The sequence below is a fragment of the Methylobacterium sp. Leaf91 genome, assembly GCF_001422815.1.
Classification (GTDB): Bacteria; Pseudomonadota; Alphaproteobacteria; order Rhizobiales; family Beijerinckiaceae; genus Methylobacterium.
The window spans coordinates 34,840-53,323 of record NZ_LMMP01000012.1; the positions used below are offsets into that span (position 1 = coordinate 34,840).

The following is an 18,484-nucleotide window of genomic DNA, read 5'->3' on the forward strand; positions in this document are numbered from 1 at the left end:
CGGCAGCATCGCCATTCGAGAAACCCGGCCGGCATCTCACCGGTCCCGATCCCTCAGGACATGCCCATGCTCATCGACAGCGGATCACCCGGGGCGCCAGCCGCCATCGGCATCAGCCTGACCATCAACGGCGAGGTGCGTGAGCTCCAGGTGGCTCCTTGGACCACACTCCTCGATCTGCTGCGCGAGGAGCTCGACCTCACCGGCACCAAGAAGGGCTGCGACCACGGCCAGTGCGGCGCCTGCACCGTGCTGGTGAACGGCACGCGCATTAATTCCTGCCTCGCGCTCGCCGTGATGAAGGACGGCGCCGAGATCGTCACCGTCGAGGGGCTGGCCAGACACGCCGGCCAGGACGGCGCGATGCATCCGCTCCAGGCCGCCTTCGTGGAGCGCGACGCCTTCCAGTGCGGATACTGCACCCCCGGTCAGCTCTGCTCGGCCGCCGGCATGATCTCGGAAGGTCACGCCACGTCGCGTGAGGAGATCCGCGAGGCCATGAGCGGCAACATCTGCCGCTGCGGAGCCTACACCAACATCGTCGACGCCATCGAAGACGTGATGCACGCGGGAGCCGCCCGATGAACCGCTTCGATTACGTCCGCCCGACCACGGTCGAGGAGGCGGTGAGGGCCATCGGCTCGGCCGCCAATGCGCGCTTCATCGCCGGCGGCACCAACCTCGTCGACCTGATGAAATACAATGTCGAGCGGCCGGAGCGCCTCGTCGACATCACCCGCCTGCCCTTGGAGGCCATTGAGGAGCGCGACGGCGGTCTCGGCATCGGCGCCCTGGTGACCAACGCGACCGTGGCCTATGACGATCGGATCAAGAGCCGCTATCCGCTCCTGTCGAGCGCGATTCTGGCCGGTGCCTCGGGCCAGTTGCGCAATGCCGCCACCACCGGCGGCAACCTGCTCCAGCGTACCCGCTGCTATTACTTCTATGACGACGCGATGCCCTGCAACAAACGCGATCCCGGCACCGGCTGCCAGGCGATCGGCGGGGTCAACCGCATCCACGCCATCTTCGGTACGAGTGACACGTGCATCGCCACCCACCCGTCCGACATGTGCGTGGCCCTGTCGGCGCTCAACGCGACGGTACGGGTCACCGGGCCAGCTGGCGAGCGGATCATTCCCCTCGGCGAGTTTCACCGTCTGCCGGGGGACGAACCGCAGCGGGACACCACCCTCGCGGCCGACGAGATCGTGCTGTCCGTCGATCTGCCGGACGAGGATTTCGGCGCCCACCACACCTACCTGAAGCTGCGCGACAGGCTCTCCTACGCCTTCGCCCTGGTCTCGGTGGCCGCCGTGATGAAGCGCGATGGCGACACGATCACCGAGGCGCGCTTCGCCCTCGGCGGCGTCGCGCACAAGCCCTGGCGCAATGCGGAGGCGGAAAGCTCCCTGAAGGGCAAGCCCGCCACCCGTGAGACGTTCGAGGCCGCCGCCGACATCGTCATCCGTCAGGCTCAGCCGCAATCCGAGAACGGCTTCAAAGTCGAACTCGCCCGGCGCGCCATCATCCGCGGCCTGAGCCAGGCCGCGGCCGGCACGCCGCAGTCGCAATCCGACAAGCGCATCGCCTGAGGACCCGTCCAGACATGGCAAACAGCATTTCCTCCACCGGCACGGACAGCTTCGTCGGCACCGCACGCAGCCGCGTCGACGGCCCTGCCAAGGTCACTGGCCTCGCGAAATACGCGGGCGAATTCACCGCGGCCGACCTCGCCCATGGCTACGTCGTCTCCGGCGGCATCGCCAAGGGCCGCATCACCGCCATCGACACAGCGGCGGCGGAAGCCGTCCCCGGTGTGGTCAAAGTCTTCACGCACGAGAACCGGCCACGCACGGCGTGGCTCGACTACAATTATCAGGACGCCGTGGCGCCCCCCGGCTCGCCGTTCCGCGCCCTCTACGATGACAAGATCCTCTACAGCGGGCAGCCCGTCGCGCTGGTCGTCGCAGAGGATTTCGACACTGCCCGCTATGCCGCGTCGCTGATCAAGGTCGCCTACGAGGTCGAGGAGCCCCTCACCGATGTCGAGCGCCAGCGCGAGTTCGGCTACGTACCGCCGATGAAGCGCGCGGGAATCAAGCCGCCGCCGGAGCCCTGGGGTGATGCCGAGGGCGCCTTCGCGTCCGCGCCGGTGCAGCTGCGAAACGACTACACGCTCGCCGTCGAGCATCACAACCCGATGGAGCCGCACGCGTCCACGGTGGTGTGGGAGGGCGATGGCCGGATCACCGTCTACGACAAGATCCAGGGCGTCTCGAACAGCCAGGGCTACATCGCCGGCGTGTTCGGCATGGACAAGGACAAGGTGCGGGTGCTCAACCCGTATCTCGGGGGTGGCTTCGGCCTCGGCCTGCGCCCGCAATACCAGCTCTTCCTCGCGGTGATGGCCGCGCGCGAACTGGAGCGCTCGGTGCGCGTGGTGCTGACCCGCGACCAGATGTTCACGATGAGCTATCGCCCCGACGTGCGCCAGACGATCTCGCTGGGCTCCGACGAAGAGGGCAAGCTGCTCTCGCTCCGTCACGAAGCCCTGTCCGGCACCTCGCGGTTCGAGGATTACCAGGAGGTCGTCGTCAACTGGTCGGCGATCCTCTACGGCGGCTGCGAAAATGTCGCCCTCGACTACAGACTGACGCAGATCGACACGTTCACGCCGTCCGACATGCGCGCGCCTGGGGCGGTGACCGGGGTCTTCGCCCTCGAAATCGCCATGGACGAACTCGCCTACGCGACGAAGCAGGACCCGATCGCCCTGCGCCTGAAGAACTACACCGATAGGGACCCGACCGAGGGCAAGCCCTTCGGTTCGAAATCTCTGCGCGCCTGCTACGAGCAGGGCGCAGAGCTGTTTGGCTGGTCGGAGCGCAATCCCGAGCCGCGCTCCATGCGCGACGGCAAGGAACTCGTCGGCTGGGGCATGGCCACGGGCGTGTGGGAAGCCCTGATGCAGAAATCCTCGGCACAGGCGACGCTCACCGCCGATGGCAAGCTCGTGGTCGGCAATTCCACCGGGGATATCGGCACCGGCACCTACACGATCCTCACCCAGATCGCGGCCGATGCCCTCGGCCTGCCCATGGAGGACGTGACGACGAAGCTCGGCGACACGGATCTGGCGGAAGCCCCCGTCGCAGGCGGTTCGTGGACGGCGGCCTCGTCCGGCACGGCGGTGATGAAGGCCTGCCGAAAGATCGCGGCGGATGTCTTCGCCATGGCCCGCGCCATGGACGATTCACCCCTTGCCAATGTCGATCTCGAACGCGTCGTCTTCACCGGCGGGCGGATCGAAGTGGCGGGCGATCCGTCGCGCAGCGTCTCGCTGGTGGAGGCCATGGCGGCTGCGGGCGTCGACAAGGTCGAGGCCACGGAGAGCGCGGGGCCCGATGCCGGGCACGCGAAGGAGTTCGCCTCCTACACGCATTCGGCCATCTTCGCCGAGGTGAAGATCGACGAGGAACTCGGCCAGGTCCGGCTCACGCGGATCGTGTCCGCCATCGCGGCGGGCAAGATCATCAACCCCAAGACCGCGCGCAGCCAAATCCTCGGTGGCGTGGTGATGGGGATCGGATCAGCCCTGGAGGAAGAATCGATGCTCGACCACGCGGTCGGCCGGTTCATGAACCACAATCTCGGCGAGTATCACGTGCCGGTGAATGCCGACATCCACGATATCGACGTGATTTTCGTGGAGGAGGAAGACAAAGCCAACCCGATGGGCGTGAAGGGCCTCGGCGAAATCGGCATCGTCGGCACCGCCGCCGCGATTGCCAACGCGGTCTACCACGCCACCGGCAAGCGTATCCGCGATCTGCCGATCACCATCGATAAGATCATCGGGTGATCCAACAGTCGAACTGTAAGTAGATACTGAGTCACCCGGACCGTACGCAATGGTCCGGGTGACTCGACGGAGGCGGTTTTTGTTGCCTCAACTCGCCATCGAAAGGGGCTCCCCGACAGAGCGTTTCGCCCCCCTCTCCACCACCCGCTCCGCCAAATACTCCGTATCCCGCGCGATGCCGGAGAAGCGGCCGGAGCCCCAGGTGTGGAGCCAGGGCAGGCCGATGAAGTAGAGCCCATCCACCGGGGTCACGCCGCGCGTATGGATCGGCAGGCCGCGCCCGTCGAAGGCGGGGGCGTCGATGAAGCTGTAATCGGCGCGGAAGCCCGTCGCCCAGATCACGCTGCCGATGCCGGCCGCCTCGGCATCGAGGCTCGGCGCGTGAGGTCCCGGCACCCAGAGCGGGGTGTAGTGCGCCTGTTCGGGAGCGGCGATCCCCTTGGCGGTGATGTGCCTGTCGATGGCGCCCTGGATGCCGGTATAGACCGCATCCGCGTTGTCGAGGTTCCGGCTCAAATCGTCGGCGAAGCGCAGCACCGGCCCGTCGATGGCGTCGAGGCGGCCATGCAGGCTCATGCCTTCCAGGGCGAAGCGGCGCAGGTCGATGTCGCGGCCGCCGTCGCGGCCGGTGAGGTAGTGGTTGGCCTTGCGCCGGACCTCCTCCTTCAGCGGGTGGTTCTCCACGGAGAGGTCGTACTGGCCCATATCGGCGAGCCAATCGACGGCGTCGCGCCCACGATAGACGCGCGGGCAGCGCGGCGCACTGCCGACCACGAGATGGACCTTGCGGCCCGTCAGATGAAGATCCTCTGCGATCTGGCAGCCGGACTGGCCGGAGCCCACCACCAGCACCGCACCGTCCGGCATCTGACACGGATTGCGATAGGTCGAGGAGTGGATCTGCCGCAATCCGGCGGGCAGCCGCGCGGAGAAGGCCGGGATCGACGGCACGTGATAGCCGCTGATCGCCATCACCACCTGGTCGGCCGTGTGATCGCCACCGCTCGTGGCCACGGCGAACCCGCCGTCCGCGCGGCGGCGGATCGACGTGACGGTCACCCCCTCTGCCACGGGGGCTTCGATCGCCCGGGCATAGGCCTCGATGTACCGGACGATCTCGTCCTTCGGCATGAATCCATGCGGCTCGGCACCCGGATAGGGGAAGCCCGGCAGCTGGCATTGCCAGTTCGGCGTGACGAGGCAGAAACTGTCCCAGCGCTGCGTCTTCCAGGCATGCGCGATGGTGTTCTTCTCGAACACGATGTGGTCGATGCCGTGCTGCCGGAGCTGATAGCTCATCGACAATCCGGCTTGGCCACCGCCGACGACGATGACGGAATGGTGCGAGGGGGGCGTCAGGATCTGGTCCATGGGGCGTCCTTCAGGCTCGGTCCGCTATTCCTCGAAGGCCTCGACCCGCACGCGGGCATCGGGCAACGCGGCGAGCGCCCTGGCACCGGCCTCGATCCGCGCGAGCTGCCCGAGGGCGAGGCTGCAGGGAAACCCGTAGCGCGCCTCCACCCGCTGGCTGGCGATGGTCAGCGCCGTCCGACTGCGGGCGACGAACTCGTCGAGGGCGTAGGTCTCGCCGACTCCGAAATGCTCCTTGATGACGAGGGAGGGCGAGTAGCAGGCCTCGCGCCGGCCATCCGGCCAGCGCACGTGGAAATGCATTTCAGGCATCCGACATCTCCTGCTTGCGGGCGGCGAGCGCCGCATAGGCGGACTCGTGCTTCTCGGCGCAGGCGCGCCAGGAATGGGCCTCGGCGACAGCGATCCCTGCTCTCGCCAACCGGCCGCGGAGGGACGGTTCGAGGATTGCGCGCAGGCCCTCGAGGATCGCACCCTCGTCCTCGGGATCGACGAACACGGTGTCTCCGGTCGTCAGATATTCCGTGAAGGGTGGCCGGTCGGACACGAGGGTGGGCGTTCCGCTCGCCATCGCCTCCAGCACGCAGAGGCCGAAGCCTTCCCTCAGCGAGGGGAAGACCAGTGCGTCGGCCAGGCGATAGAAGGCCGGCATCGCCGCCTGAGGCACCGGTCCCGTCTCCACCACCGCCCGGCCGGGGCCGAGGGTGAGGCCGTTCCGGTCGAGCGCGGCCCGGCACCGGGCCTGGTAGCCGGAATGGTCGAGGAGCGAGGCACCGCCGACGACGAGAAGCTGCGCGTCCGGTCGCTCACCCCTCAAACGCGCGAAGGCCTCGATGATGGCGAGGGTGTTCTTGCGCTCCTCGAACCCACCGACGCTAAGGAGCACGGGACCGTCACCGAGGCCCCAGTGCGCACGGAGCGCCGCATCCCCCTCCCCCGGCGCGGGACCGAAGGCGCCGGTATCGACACCGTTGCCGACATTGAGCGCGTCGAGACCGTAATCCCGCGTCAGTGCGCCCTGCCAGAGGCTGCTCACACACAGGAGGGCGGTGGCGTCGAAGATCGCCCGGTCGTGCCAATAGGCGAGCTGGGGGTCGGAGAAGAGGTCGACATGATGGACCGTCCGCACGAAGCCGGGGATCAGGCGGCGGCGCGCGAGGGTGGCAAGCGCATTGCCGCTGATGGCGTCCTGCGCATGGAAGACATCGTAGTCGCAGGCCGCCGGCGATGCGAAATGGCGCAGGTAATCCTCGATGCGGATGCGCACGAGCTCCACCGTGGAGCCCGAGACCGGCCGCGCGGCGACCGAGGTCACCGGGCAGGCGGCCCGGCGGAAGAAGCCGCTGCCCGAAGGGTCCGGCGCATGGACCACGGCCTCGTGGCCGAGGGCGACGAGCGCCTCGCCGAGGGCCAGGGCATGGACCACCCCGCCGCGCGGATTGGTGGAATGCGCCAGGATGGCGATGCGAAGCGGCTCACCCATTCGCGTCACTCCCCTTGCCCGCAGCCGATGAGGGGACCGGCCGCGAAATCCCAGATGACGGCCTCGTCCTCACCGTCGGCAAGGGTGGCGACACGGCTCGAATCGATGCCGCCGATGGCGGCGGCCGCGATCCCCCGCTGCGTAAAGCGCTCCAGCACCGCCTCGATATTCCCGGGCGGAACGCTGAGCAGGTAGCCGAAGCTCGGGAAGGCGGTGAGCCAGCGAACGAGGTCGATCCCCTCGGGGCGCGGGATGCGGTCCAGGCAGATCGACGCGCCGACGCGGGAGCATTCGAGCAGCATCAGCGCCGTGCCGACGAGGCCGGCCATGCTGATGTCCTTGGCAGCCTTGGCGAGCCCGTCCTGGGCGATGCTACTCAACAGTTCGAGATCGCCGCGCAGGCGAAGGGCCGGCGCGGCACTGGCCGCGTCCCAATAGGGGTGCGGACCGCGAAAGGCGCCGCGCAGGTCGATCGCCGCCACGAGGCTGTCGCCGGGCCGGGCGTCGAAGCTGGTGAGCAATGTCTTCGCACGGCCCAGGATGGCCACGGCGAGATGCTCGCCCGCGTTGCGGGTGTTGCTGTGGCCGCCGACGATGGGCACGCCGAAGGTCTCCGCCCCCGCCCGCAAGCCCCTGAGCATGGGGTCTGCATGGGCCTGGTCGCGGCTCCACAGGGCGTCGACCACGGCGATCGGGCGTCCGCCCATGGCCGCGATGTCGCTGACATTGACCATCACCCCGCAGAAGCCGGCGAAATACGGATCGGCGGCCACGAACCCGTCCATGAACCCTTCGATGGCGAGGAGGAGGTAGCCGTCGCCATCGGGAATCGCGGCGCAATCGTCGCCCAGGGGCACGGCGAGCGCACGGTCGCCTAGGCCGAGCCGCCCGATCACCGCGTCGATGTCGCGTTTATGGGCGAGGCCGCGCCCGTCTCGGAGATGTCGCGCGATCTCGGCAAGGGACTGTATCTGGCCCATGCTCACGCCGCCTGTTTCAGGAGCGTGACGAGGCCGCGCTCCGGGTCCGCCATGGCTGGGTAATGGGCAAGATCGGCCTGCATCAGGTGATGCGGCCGTCCATGAAGCTCGATCTCGGCGAGACTCGTCCAGTGCAAAGCCTCGAACAGGATCGCGTTGGCACTCTGCACATGGGCGAGAAAGCGCGTGCATCCGCGCGCATGGGCGGAGGCCACCGCCACGTGGATCAGGCCGGCGCCGAGGGCACCGATTCGGCGGTGATCCCGCGCCACCGCGAGGCGCGAGCCCCACCATTCGCCGGGCCGGTCGGGAGTCTCGTGGATGCGCACGGTGCCGACCACCGCGTCCGGAGTGCCGCCCAGGGTCGAGAGGGCACAGATCGGGATCGCCGCCGCGTCGACGGCATCGCGGTCGTCGCCCTCGAAGATCCTCTGCTCGACGCAGAAGACCTGGCGACGCAGGGCGGCCGTTCCGTCCCGCTCCCAGGGCGCGGTGGCGAACTTGATCCGGAAATGGCTGGACCGGTAGGCGGGGACGGGCTCGAACATCGCCCCGCCTCACCGCTCGTAGGTGGACAGCGCCGAGCAGGCGCCGCAGCGGCCGCACCCGGCCTTGATGTCGGTGGAACGCAACCCCGCCCCCGCCAGCATCGCCGCGAGCGGCTTGAGCACGGAATGCATGAAATCCGGCGAGGGGGCGGGATGGTCCTCCAGCGGCGTGCCGGAAATCGGTACGAACGGCACCACGAACGGGTAGACTCCCATGCCGATCAGGCGCTCGGACATGGCGAGGATCGCCTCCGCCGTGTCTCCGAGCCCGGCGAGGATATAGGTCGAGACCTGGCCCTTGCCGAAGACCGGAACGGCGGCGGCGAAAGCGTCGAAATAGCGGTCCAGCGACACGCTCGCCTTGCCGGGCATGATTCGCGCCCGGACCTCCGGGGTCACCGCCTCGAGATGCAGGCCGAGCGCATCGACGCCCGACGCCTTCAGCCGGGCGAACCAGCGGTCGTCATCGGGAGGCTCGCATTGGGCCTGGATCGGCAGGTCCACCGCCGCTTTCACCGCGAAGGCGCTCTCGCAGAGCACCGCCGCCCCCCGGTCGGTGGCGTTGGGCGTGCCCGTGGTCATCACCATGTGCTTGACGCCGTCGAGGAGCACGGCGGCGCGGGCGACCTCCGCGAGTTGCTGCGGCGTCTTGTGGGCGACGGTTCGCCCGGCCGCGAGCGACTGTCCGATGGAGCAGAACCGGCAGGTCTTGGTGCGGCTCTGGTAGCGGATGCAGGTCTGCAGCACCGTGGTGGCGAGCACGTCGCGCCCGTGCAGCACGGCGATCTTCGAATAGGGCACCCCGTCGAGGGTCTGGAGCCCGTAGAACCGGGGCTTGCCCGGAAACGTCACCCGACCGATCACCGTGCCGTCATGCTCGATGAGGCTCGACCCGTCGGCATCGGGGCGGCGCACAAGATAGGGCGAATCGAAGGCGCCCGCCGTATGGACCGGCACCATCACGGTGCGGCCGGCGATGGTCATCGCCTTGTGGTCGGAGGGCCCGGCCCCGCCCCGGCGGCTGGCGACCCCGGCGCGGGTGTCAGCCAACCTGACTCCGTAGGATTGGAGGGCGTTGATCAGGTGCTCCGTCGGCATCCCCTGGTAGACCGGGGACGGCACCGGCGAGGAAGCGGCCTGGGAGGTCAGCAGCGGAGAGTCGCTCATGGTCGGTGCTCCGGGGATGCGGGATGTCCGATGCGGGTTTGGTCACCACCGTGCGGGCGGGACGCGCGTCATGGTTGAGGCTGAGGAGTTCGGGGCGGGCGTAATGGCCGACCGAATCCATCATCCGCTTGCGCTTGGTGACCAGCGCCATGTCCATGTCGGCGACGAGGATGCCCTCGCCCTCCGTCATCGGCGGAACGAGGTGCTTGCCTTCCGGCGAGACGATGGCGGTGCAATTGCCGCCGCGCAGGGCCCCGCGCATCCGCTCGTCGGGAGAGATCTTGACGATCTGCGCCTCGGTGAGCCAGCCGGTGGCGTTGACGACGAAGGCGGCCGCCTCCAGGGCGTGGTGCCGGATCGTCACCTCCATCTGGTCGGCGAAGATCTGCCCGACCATGGAGCCCGGGAACTGGGCCGCGTGGATCTCCTCGTGCTGCGCCATCAGGGCGTAGCGGGCGAGCGGGTTGTAATGCTCCCAGCAGGCGAGCGCCCCGACCCGGCCCACCGCCGTCTCGACCACGGTGAGGCCGGCACCGTCCCCCTGACCCCAGATCATGCGCTCGTGGTAGGTCGGCGTGATCTTGCGGCGCTTGAGCAGCAGCGTCCCATCGGCGTCGAAGATGAGCTGCGCGTTGTAGAGCGAGCCGTGGTCGCGCTCGTTGATGCCGAGCACGATCACCGCGCCATGCCGGCGCGCGGCGGCCGAGACCGCCTGCGTCACCGGCCCCGGCACGGTCACCGCGCCCTCGTAGAGGCGCAAATGTTCGGGCCCCTGCGCCGCCGGCGGGGCGATGAAGGAGAAGTACGGGTAGTACGGCACGAAGGTCTCGGGGAATACGATGAACCGCGCGCCCCTGCCCGCCGCTTCGTCTGTCGCGGCGAGCACTTTCTCCAGCGTCCCGCCCGGCCGCTCCAGATCCGGGGAAACCTGGACGGCGGCGGCGCGCACGATGCGTGACTCGGACATCGGCCTGTTCCCTGTTCGCCATGGTCCGCGAGCATTCCCTCTCCCCTCTGCGGGAGAGGGTGGCCCACGAAGTGGGTCGGGAGAGGGGAGCGCCATCTCTGGAGAGGTCGCCCCTCTCCCGCCTCCACCACAGAGGGGGAGGGTCAGAACGGCCTCAGACCGTCCAGGTGTCGATGACCACAGCGTTGTCGCGCTTGTGCAGCAGCACCAGGTCGAGGACGTCGGTGGGGGCGATGGGGCGGATGCCCTCGATCAGCGAGGGCTCGCCATGGCCGTAGAGCGCCTGCAGCGCGAACCGGCAGGCATAGACCTTACCGCCCTCGGAGAGGAACTTCACGATCTGGTTGTTCATGTTCATGTGGCCGGGAAAGGCCTCGTCGCCGAGCGTCGGGAAGCCGCGCTGGACGCCGAGCGTCACGCCCGGCCCGTAGAGCAGGACGGAGGTCTCGAAGCCCTTGCGCAGCAACCGCGTCGCCTGGAGCAGGTTCACGAAGCCGATGGAGCCCTCGAAGGCCACGGTGTGGAAGGTGACGAGGGCCTTCTGGCCCGGCTCGGCCTTCACGTCCTCGAAGACCTTCTCTTCGTAATCCACGAAGTAATCGCCCTTCTTATGGTGCTCGGCGGTCACGGCTGGCATCGCAAATACTCCCCGTCATCTCGATATCCGCCGCGATCACGAGCAGCGACGGCTGATGAGGAGATGGCAAACCGCATGCCAGCGCCCGGTGGAGTTCGATCCAGCCAAATCCGCGCTGACGGATACAGTCAATCATGCGGTCAATATCCGCCGAATGCGAAGGCTCCGACCAGCGTGCCGATCGCTTAAAAAGCGAGCATTGGATGCATACATACTCGACACAATGGACACTATACTCACGATCTATTTGAATGCATTGACCGGAAATTCAAACCCAGGACCTCGCGGTATATCACGGCATGGCGGTTGCTTTCCATACAATGTCGAATTGAATGGATATTGATCGGTTTCGCGATGACCAACAGCCAGCGATCGGCCAAGTCCGCCCGGCCAACCTTGCCTCTCCTCGTCTCGCCGGAGGGATGGACGCCGGACCTCCGGCGCTGGGGCAAGCCGCATTACCTCGCCATCGTCGAGGCCATTGCCGACGATATTCGGACCGGGCGTCTCGCCGTCGCGGAGCGTCTCCCGCCCCAGCGCGTCCTCGCCGAGCGGCTGGACCTGAACTTCACCACCGTGGCGCGCGGCTATGTGGAGGCGCAGCGCCGGGGGCTCGTTGAGGCGAGGGTCGGCCAGGGGACCTTCGTCGCCGAACCGGCGCTCCGCGTCACGCAGCCGAGGGCGGCACCGGAGCGCCGGCACGGCCCCGTCGATTTCACCATGAACCTGCCGCCGGAACCCGACGACCCCGCTTTGCTCGAGCGGATGAGGGGCGGCCTCGCCTCGGTCTCGGAGAATCTCGCCAATCTGCTGCGCTACCAGGGTTTCGGCGGGACGCCCGACGACAAGGACGCGGCGGTGGAATGGCTGCGCCGCCGCGGCCTCGACGCGCCCCGCGACCGACTCCTGATCTGCCCCGGCGCCCATGCTGCCATCGGCGCCGTGATGAGTCTCGTGGCGCAACCCGGCGACACGATCTGCTGCGAGGCGCTGACCTATCCCGGCGCGCGGGCGCTCGCCGCTCATCTCAACCTGCGCCTCGTCGGCCTGCCCATGGATGGCGAAGGGATCGACGCCGCGGCCTTCGCGGCCACCTGCACCCGTCATGCGCCGAAGGCGCTCTACCTCAACCCGACCCTGCAGAACCCGACCACGATCACGATCTCGCCGGAGCGACGCGAGGCCATCGTCACCGTGGCGCGACGCTACAACGTGGCGATCATCGAAGACGACGCCTACGGTTTCGTGCCGATGATTCCGCTGGCGAGTTTCTACCGCCTTGCGCCGGAGATCACCTATCACGTGGCCGGCCTCGCCAAGTGCCTCGGTGCCGGCCTGCGGCTCGCCTACATGCTGGCCCCCAGTGCCCGCGCGGCACTCCAACTGACGTCCGCCCTGCGCGCATCGACGGTGATGGCCTCCCCCATCACCACGGCTCTCGCGACGCGCTGGATCAATGACGGCACCGCAGAGGCGATCCTGGCCTTCGTCCGCTCGGAATCCCGGGTTCGCCAGGGCATCGCCGCCGGGATGCTGGGGCGGCACGGCGTGACCGCCGACCCCGCCGGCTTCCACCTCTGGCTGTCCCTGCCCGAAGGCTGGACCCGTTCGGCCTTCGCGAGCCAGGCGCGCGCAGCCGGAATCGGCGCTGTGGCGAGCGACGCCTTCCTCGCCGCAGGAGAAGCGCCTGAAGCGGTGCGGATCTGCCTTGGAGGACTCGCCGGCCGCGCCGAGATCACGCAATCGCTGGAGGTGCTTGCCCATGCCCTGTCGCATTCACCGGAGCTGGCTTCCGCCTATATTTAGCAGCGCGCGACAAACGGCCGGAGCGGTAGCAAGAGAGCGTCAAGGTGTCCCATGACAACGCCCCCTTTATCTCCATGACAATGTACGAAAGAAGACCGACCTAGATTATCCTAATTTATCGAGATCCTGGGTCTCATCTGTTGGTGATTCCGGAAACTCTGTGGACAGCGACGTTCTAGCTTAACGAGAGTCGGAACCTCCCCTGCCGCGATTGGTTGGCCATGTCCTCGCAGCGCGGGCCTCCGGGTCCGCTTGCGGAGCTCAGACCAGAGACGATCCGGAGCACCATGCTGTTTCCCACCGACGATGCCGGGCATCCGCTCGCTCAGGAATTTCACGCCTTCATCAAGAGTCAGCCTTTCCCCTGCGTCGGTGCGAAATCGGCTCTCGCCAAGGGGCAACTGAAGGTTCTCGTGGCCCGCGACATCGCCTCCGGCTGGGACGATACGCGGATCTATCCGGCGCTTCTGGCCTTCATCTGCCGCTACCGGGCCGACCCGAAACTGTTCCAGAGCTTCGCCGTCGTCTTCGAAGCGTCTCAGCGCCAGAGCGAAGAGGAGTTCGAGCGGCACCTGTGGGCGCGTGTGCAATCCCTCTCCGACAAGGACGTCTTTCTCGGCCAGCGCTACGACAAGCGGGTGCAGGCCGACCCGGACGACCCGCATTTCTCCCTGTCCTTCGGCGGGGAGGCGTTCTTCCTCGTCGGCATGCATCCGGGCGCGAGCCGTCCGGCCCGCCGCTTTTCCCACCCCGTCCTCGTCTTCAACGTCCGCGCTCAGTTCGAGCAGTTGCGGGCGGAGGGCCGTTACGAGGGTCTGCGCTCGGCCATTCTCGCCCGCGATGAAGCCCTTGCCGGCTCGATCAACCCGATGCTGGCGCGGCATGGCGAGACATCGGAAGCGCGCCAATACAGCGGCCGCGCCGTCGAAGGAGATTGGGTCTGCCCGTTCAGGGGGCGCGAGACTGGGACCAGGGCCGGCGACTCCGCTCTTCGGGATGGCCGCGATGCCGCCTGACATCGCCCTCCCCCCGGTCCGACGCCACGAGATCGCGCCCCGCAGTGGCGTCGCCTTCGTGCTCGCCAAGGGCGACCGCCTCACCGTGATCGACCCGAACGGCGAGCAGGTCGCCGATCTTCTGGCCTTCTCCGCGGCCGACCGCGAGGAGGTGATCTCGTCGGGCCGGACCCTCGATTACGCCAGCCGCATCTACCTGACGACGGGCGACCCGATCTACTCGAACCGCTCCAACGTTCTGCTGCGCATTGTCGAGGATACGGTGGGGCGGCACGATTTCCTGCTGACCCCCTGCTCTGCGGACACCTTCCGCATCATTTACGGCGACACGCATCCGCACCGCGGCTGTTTCGGCAACCTCGCCGCCGCGCTCGCGCCCTATGGCATCGAGCCGGACCGGATCCCGGTGGCCTTCAACGTGTTCATGAACGTCGTGGTGAACGGCGAGACCGGGGAATTAAAGGTCGAGCCGCCCCTGAGCCGGGCCGGCGACCGTGTGACCTTCGAGGCCGAGACCGACCTCATTATCGGGCTCACCGCCTGCTCGGCTCTGCAATCGAACAACAATGCTTTCAAGCCGATCCATTACGAGATCCGGCCCGCAGGTGCGCCCCCGCAATCGCCCTGACCCTGCGCCTCGTGCTAGGGGCCCCGCTGCCCCGGACATGAGATCAGCGTCATGACGACCACGAAGCCCGCCCTCGCCCGCGCCGTCGCCTATGCCGATGGCGGCTGTGATCCGAACCCGGGCCCGGGGGGCTGGGGCGTCGTGATCGAGGGGCCGGAGGGCAAGATCGAGCTCTGCGGCGGCGACCGCGCTACCACCAACAACCGGATGGAACTGACAGCGGCGATCAAGGCCCTGTCGCATTTCCCCGCCGGGTCGGCGATCGAGATGCGCTGCGACAGCCAGTACGTCATCAAGTCGGTGACCGAATGGATGCGCGGCTGGAAGGCGAAGGGCTGGCGCACCAGCACCGGGCCGGTGAAGAACGTCGAGTTGATGCAGGAGCTCGACGCCCTCAACGCCGCCCGCGACGTGAAATGGACCTGGGTGCGGGGCCATACCGGCAATGTCGGCAACGAGCGCGCCGACAGGCTGGCGGCGCAGGGCCGGCGGCAGGCCCTCGGTCTCGCTCCGGCCGGCGAACCGGTTCCGTCCCCCGCCGTCCCGGCGGTGGTGCCTCCTCCGGGCGTGGCGGCGGAAGCGCCGGCCCCTGCCCCCCGCACGACGCCGGTGGCGATCGATCTCGGCCTCGGCCTCGACGTGTCGCGAGCGGCCAAACTCGGCGGGCTGACGCCTCAGGCCTTCGTCGAACGCGCAATCCGCGTGGCCCTGAAACTCGGGCCGGACGGCATCGCCCGCGTGCTGGATGGCGGTTCCGCCAAACCGTGAGCCTCGGGCAAGCCGTGAGCTTCGGGGCGGATTTCTATGCGAGGCCGGCGGCGGCGGTGGCCTCCGACCTGATCGGATGCCGTCTCCTCGTCTCCGGGATCGGCGGGCTCGTCGTCGAGACCGAGGCCTATGACCGGAGCGACCCCGCCTCCCATAGTTTCAACGGGCCGACCCGGCGCAATGCCAGCATGTTCGGGCCGCCGGGCCATGCCTATGTCTACCGCTCCTACGGCATGCATTGGTGCCTCAACCTCGTCTGCGAACCGGGGAGCGCGGTACTGATCCGCGCAATCGAGCCGAAGGAGGGGATCGAGACCATGCGGGAGCGGCGCGGGCTCGACGCCCTCCGCCTTCTCTGCGCGGGACCGGGCCGCCTGTGTCAGGCCCTGGCGGTGACGAACCTGCAGGACGGCCTTCCCCTCGACCGGCCGCCCTTCGAGCTGGAGCGACGGGACGCGACGCCGGAGATCCTGGCCGACCGTCGCATCGGCATCACGCGCGGGGCGGATACCCCGTGGCGCTTCCTCCTCGCGGGCTCCGCCTATCTCAGCAAGCCGGTATCGCGCCGACGGGAATAGGCCGACCATCGAGGGACACCGGTGCCCAGGGTCGTTTCGGTCTCAGTCGGGGGTGGCGGCGGAGCGCCGCCGATAGGCCTCGGCATTCTCGAGATCGGCGATGGGGGATAGGAGCGCGCCGTCGAACTCATCGAGGGAAAGTCCTCCCGCTACGCGGCGCGGCCAGTCCGGATTGGCGAGAGCTCCGCGTCCGAGAGACACGAAGTCCGCTTCGCCAGCAGCCATGAGACCGGCCGCCCGCGATGGCCGATGAAGACCACCATTGGCAATCACGGGTCGACGGCCGTGGCGCTTGGCCAGAGCCGCCAGACTTGCCGTCGCCTCGAAGGCGGGCTGCCACGCCTCATGCTCTGTCGTGTGCAGATAATCGATGGCCAGGCCGCCGAGCGTACCGAAGATGGCAGCGGCCTCGTCCTCGCCCCCGCTCCATTTATGCGTGAGGTCGTTGACCTTGCCCTGGGAGATGCGGAGGCCCACCACGAAATCGAGCCCGACAGCCTTCCGGACGGCATCCACGACTTCGACGATGAGGCGCATCCGCCGGACGACGTCGCCGCCGTAGCGATCCTGGCGCAGGTTGGTTCCCTCGCTGAGGAACTGGTCCAGGAGGTAGCCGTTCGCCGCGTGGATCTCGACACCGTCGAAGCCCGTATCCCGTGCCCGAACCGCCGCCTCGGCAAAGCCGATCACGACGGCCCTGACGTCCGGTTCCGACATGGCATCGGGGATCGGATACTCACCGCTTCCGCGATAGAAGATCATCTGCCGGCCCTTGGGCCTCACCGCCGAAGGTCCCCTGGTCCCGGTCCGGAACGCGTTCCCCTGTGAGAGGGCCCCGGCATGCATCAGCTGTGCGATGATCCTCGCACCGTGCCCATGCACGCCCTCGACGATCGGCTTCCAGGCATCGCACTGTCCGGTGTCGGTAAGACCCGGCTGGAACAGGTAACCCTGAGAATGCGCCGTGTCGGTGTAGAGGCCCTCGGTGATGACGAGGCCGAAGCCACCGGTCGCGAAGGCGGCATAGTAATCCGCCATGCGTTGCGTCGCACGGCCATCCGACCCGGCGCTGACCCGCGTCATCGGGGCGACCGCCATTCTGTTCCGAAGCGCCATCGGTCCGATGGCCGACGGCGTCAGGAGACGGCGCAGGGCGTCGGGATCCGGCATCGTCGCCAGCGCATCCACCTCAAGCACTCCTGACGCTGACGGCCGCGATGGCCTCGATCTCGATCATGGCCCGGGGATCGTAGAGCGCCTTGACCTCGGCGATGGTGTCGGCGGGATAGGGCGCGGTGAAGTACCGGCCGCGCAATGCCACGACGTCCCGGAAGTGGTCCATGTCGGTGACGAAGATCGTCACCTTCACCACGTCCTTCAGGCTCGATCCGCCAGCCTCCAACACCCTGCGGAGGTTGGAGAAGGCCTGCTCGCCCTGCGCCATGAAGCCACCGTCGACGATCCGCCCGTCATCATCCGCCCCGGCCTGGCCGGAGACGAAGAGAAGGCCGCCATACCGAATGCCCTGCGACAGCAGGAAAGGCTCATAATTGTCGGGCTGCGTGATGATGCGTTCCAGCATGGTCGTCTCGCTTTCGATGGACGGGAAAGCGGCATGAACCCATCTTGCCCCAGCCGCTCCGATGGCGGAGAGGTGGGCTCGAATCCGGAGCGCGACAAACTCCAAATCCTCGGGTGATGGATGAGCGGATCTCATCTCGGTCTGCGACGCCGCCTACCGCCGCTCGGCGCTCTGCGTGCTTTCGAAGCCGCGGCACGACACGGGAGTTTCAAGCTTGCGGCGGCCGAGCTCGCGGTGACGCCAACCGCGATCAGTCACCAGATCCGCGGCCTCGAAGAGAATATCGGACTGAGCCTCTTCGAGAGACGGGTCCGCCAGGTGATGCTGACCGAGGCCGGTCTCCAGCTATACCCTGTCCTGCGCGAGGGGTTCGATGCCTTCGAAGCCGCCATTGCCCGCCTGACGCGAGTGCGGAGCCGCGTACAGATCACCATCACCGCCACGAGCGCGTTCACGGCGAAATGGCTGGTCCCGAGGGTGTCCGGCTTCCGGGCTCTCCATCCGGATATCGACCTGCATCTGCTGGCCTCGGATGACGCCATCGATCTCGATGCCGCCGGCTCGGACCTCGCCATTCGCTACGGGCGCGGCCCCTATCCGGGCCTCTCCGCCGAGGCGATGTTCGCCGATCGTTTCGCGCCTGTGGTCAACCCTCTCCTCCGCAAGATCGCCTTCGACGACCTAACGGGCGACGATCCTGAAGCCGCGCCGCTCATCCATTTCCGTTGGCGAAGGAAGCATCCGCTGAACCCGACCTGGGAAACCTGGTTCGATCGCGCGGGATTGCCTTGTCCATCCCGGCCCGGCCAGATCCGCTTCTCCGACGAGGGGCACGCGATCCAGGCCGCGGTCGCGGGCCAGGGGGTCGCCCTGATGAGCCTCGCCCTCGTGGAAGCGGAACTGGCGGCGGGCCAACTCGTCCAGCCGTTCGGGCCGGTTCTGGACGGCCATATCTACCATCTCATCACCAGCGAGGCAGGCCTCTCGAAACCCAGCGTACAAGCCACGACCGAATGGCTGCGCGCGGAGGCCGCCACGTTCCGGGCGCGGATGGAAGGCCATCCTTCGACCTGACATACCTGTCCTCG

At 67.8% G+C, this 18,484-nt stretch carries 19 protein-coding genes; 9 read left to right on the plus strand and 10 right to left on the minus strand.

What is annotated here, in order from left to right:
* The first annotated feature begins 66 nt into the window (after nt 1-66).
* From ASF32_RS11055 to ASF32_RS11065, 3 genes are read left to right on the plus strand one after another with little or no spacing between them, the layout of a single operon-like run.
* Nucleotides 67-585 carry a (2Fe-2S)-binding protein gene (locus ASF32_RS11055; protein ID WP_056428587.1) on the plus strand — a complete coding sequence of 173 codons (519 nt, stop codon included), beginning with the start codon at nt 67-69 and terminating at the stop codon, nt 583-585.
* Nucleotides 582-1,595, plus strand: coding sequence for a xanthine dehydrogenase family protein subunit M (locus tag ASF32_RS11060; protein ID WP_056427837.1), 1,014 nt, complete (start codon nt 582-584; stop codon nt 1,593-1,595). The genes ASF32_RS11055 and ASF32_RS11060 overlap by 4 nt, the downstream gene beginning before the upstream one ends.
* A gap of 14 nt (nt 1,596-1,609) precedes the next feature.
* Nucleotides 1,610-3,865, plus strand: a complete 2,256-nt coding sequence (locus ASF32_RS11065) for a xanthine dehydrogenase family protein molybdopterin-binding subunit (protein WP_056427841.1) — start codon at nt 1,610-1,612, stop codon at nt 3,863-3,865.
* Nucleotides 3,866-3,952: 87 nt separating this feature from the next.
* Here the strand turns inward: ASF32_RS11065 and ASF32_RS11070 are convergent, their stop codons facing one another.
* From ASF32_RS11070 to ASF32_RS11105, 8 genes are all read right to left on the minus strand, one after another.
* A complete protein-coding gene (locus ASF32_RS11070; RefSeq protein WP_056427844.1) occupies nt 3,953-5,236 on the minus strand; it encodes an MSMEG_0569 family flavin-dependent oxidoreductase in 1,284 nt (427 codons plus the stop codon).
* A gap of 24 nt (nt 5,237-5,260) precedes the next feature.
* On the minus strand, nt 5,261-5,548 hold the full coding sequence (locus tag ASF32_RS11075; protein WP_056427847.1) for an MSMEG_0570 family nitrogen starvation response protein: 288 nt from the start codon (nt 5,546-5,548) through the stop codon (nt 5,261-5,263).
* Nucleotides 5,541-6,719 (minus strand): MSMEG_0565 family glycosyltransferase, encoded by a 1,179-nt coding sequence (locus ASF32_RS11080; protein ID WP_056427850.1) that lies wholly within the window; start codon nt 6,717-6,719, stop codon nt 5,541-5,543. The genes ASF32_RS11075 and ASF32_RS11080 overlap by 8 nt, the downstream gene beginning before the upstream one ends.
* 5 nt (nt 6,720-6,724) lie before the next feature.
* Nucleotides 6,725-7,699, minus strand: coding sequence for a sll0787 family AIR synthase-like protein (locus ASF32_RS11085; protein ID WP_056427854.1), 975 nt, complete (start codon nt 7,697-7,699; stop codon nt 6,725-6,727).
* 2 nt (nt 7,700-7,701) lie between these two features.
* Nucleotides 7,702-8,247 (minus strand): MSMEG_0567/Sll0786 family nitrogen starvation N-acetyltransferase, encoded by a 546-nt coding sequence (locus tag ASF32_RS11090; protein WP_056427857.1) that lies wholly within the window; start codon nt 8,245-8,247, stop codon nt 7,702-7,704.
* A 9-nt stretch (nt 8,248-8,256) separates the two neighbouring features.
* Nucleotides 8,257-9,345 carry an MSMEG_0568 family radical SAM protein gene (locus tag ASF32_RS11095; protein WP_056427861.1) on the minus strand — a complete coding sequence of 363 codons (1,089 nt, stop codon included), beginning with the start codon at nt 9,343-9,345 and terminating at the stop codon, nt 8,257-8,259.
* Complete coding sequence (locus tag ASF32_RS11100; protein WP_056427865.1) at nt 9,290-10,381, minus strand: Nit6803 family nitrilase; 1,092 nt, start codon at nt 10,379-10,381, stop codon at nt 9,290-9,292. Before ASF32_RS11100 ends, ASF32_RS11095 begins: the two co-directional genes overlap by 56 nt.
* 154 nt (nt 10,382-10,535) lie before the next feature.
* Nucleotides 10,536-11,018 carry an MSMEG_0572/Sll0783 family nitrogen starvation response protein gene (locus tag ASF32_RS11105; protein WP_056427869.1) on the minus strand — a complete coding sequence of 161 codons (483 nt, stop codon included), beginning with the start codon at nt 11,016-11,018 and terminating at the stop codon, nt 10,536-10,538.
* Nucleotides 11,019-11,372: 354 nt separating this feature from the next.
* Here ASF32_RS11105 and ASF32_RS11110 point away from each other — a divergent pair, with 354 nt between their 5' ends.
* The 5 genes from ASF32_RS11110 to ASF32_RS11130 all read left to right on the plus strand — a co-directional run bounded on the left by ASF32_RS11110 (nt 11,373) and on the right by ASF32_RS11130 (nt 15,814).
* Nucleotides 11,373-12,824 carry a PLP-dependent aminotransferase family protein gene (locus ASF32_RS11110; RefSeq protein ID WP_082470443.1) on the plus strand — a complete coding sequence of 484 codons (1,452 nt, stop codon included), beginning with the start codon at nt 11,373-11,375 and terminating at the stop codon, nt 12,822-12,824.
* A gap of 287 nt (nt 12,825-13,111) precedes the next feature.
* Complete coding sequence (gene gntA, locus ASF32_RS11115; protein ID WP_056427872.1) at nt 13,112-13,840, plus strand: guanitoxin biosynthesis heme-dependent pre-guanitoxin N-hydroxylase GntA; 729 nt, start codon at nt 13,112-13,114, stop codon at nt 13,838-13,840.
* The gene (locus ASF32_RS11120) at nt 13,821-14,468 is read left to right on the plus strand and encodes an urea carboxylase-associated family protein (RefSeq protein WP_200919094.1); all 648 of its coding nucleotides are present in this window, start codon (nt 13,821-13,823) and stop codon (nt 14,466-14,468) included. The genes gntA and ASF32_RS11120 overlap by 20 nt, the downstream gene beginning before the upstream one ends.
* Nucleotides 14,469-14,519: 51 nt before the next feature.
* A complete protein-coding gene (gene rnhA / locus ASF32_RS11125) occupies nt 14,520-15,236 on the plus strand; it encodes a ribonuclease HI (protein WP_056427876.1) in 717 nt (238 codons plus the stop codon).
* A gap of 14 nt (nt 15,237-15,250) precedes the next feature.
* Nucleotides 15,251-15,814: a DNA-3-methyladenine glycosylase gene (locus ASF32_RS11130; RefSeq protein WP_082470441.1), complete on the plus strand. Its 564-nt coding sequence runs from the start codon at nt 15,251-15,253 to the stop codon at nt 15,812-15,814.
* A gap of 42 nt (nt 15,815-15,856) precedes the next feature.
* On the opposite strand, the gene ASF32_RS11135 is transcribed toward ASF32_RS11130, so the two are convergent.
* Both ASF32_RS11135 and ASF32_RS11140 read right to left on the minus strand, forming a co-directional pair.
* Nucleotides 15,857-17,002, minus strand: coding sequence for an NADH:flavin oxidoreductase (locus tag ASF32_RS11135; protein ID WP_244478111.1), 1,146 nt, complete (start codon nt 17,000-17,002; stop codon nt 15,857-15,859).
* Between the two features lies 1 nt (nt 17,003).
* On the minus strand, nt 17,004-17,396 hold the full coding sequence (locus ASF32_RS11140) for a RidA family protein (protein ID WP_056427882.1): 393 nt from the start codon (nt 17,394-17,396) through the stop codon (nt 17,004-17,006).
* A 120-nt stretch (nt 17,397-17,516) separates the two neighbouring features.
* Here ASF32_RS11140 and ASF32_RS11145 point away from each other — a divergent pair, with 120 nt between their 5' ends.
* Nucleotides 17,517-18,470 (plus strand): LysR substrate-binding domain-containing protein, encoded by a 954-nt coding sequence (locus tag ASF32_RS11145; RefSeq protein WP_200919096.1) that lies wholly within the window; start codon nt 17,517-17,519, stop codon nt 18,468-18,470.
* Nucleotides 18,471-18,484: the final 14 nt, after the last annotated feature.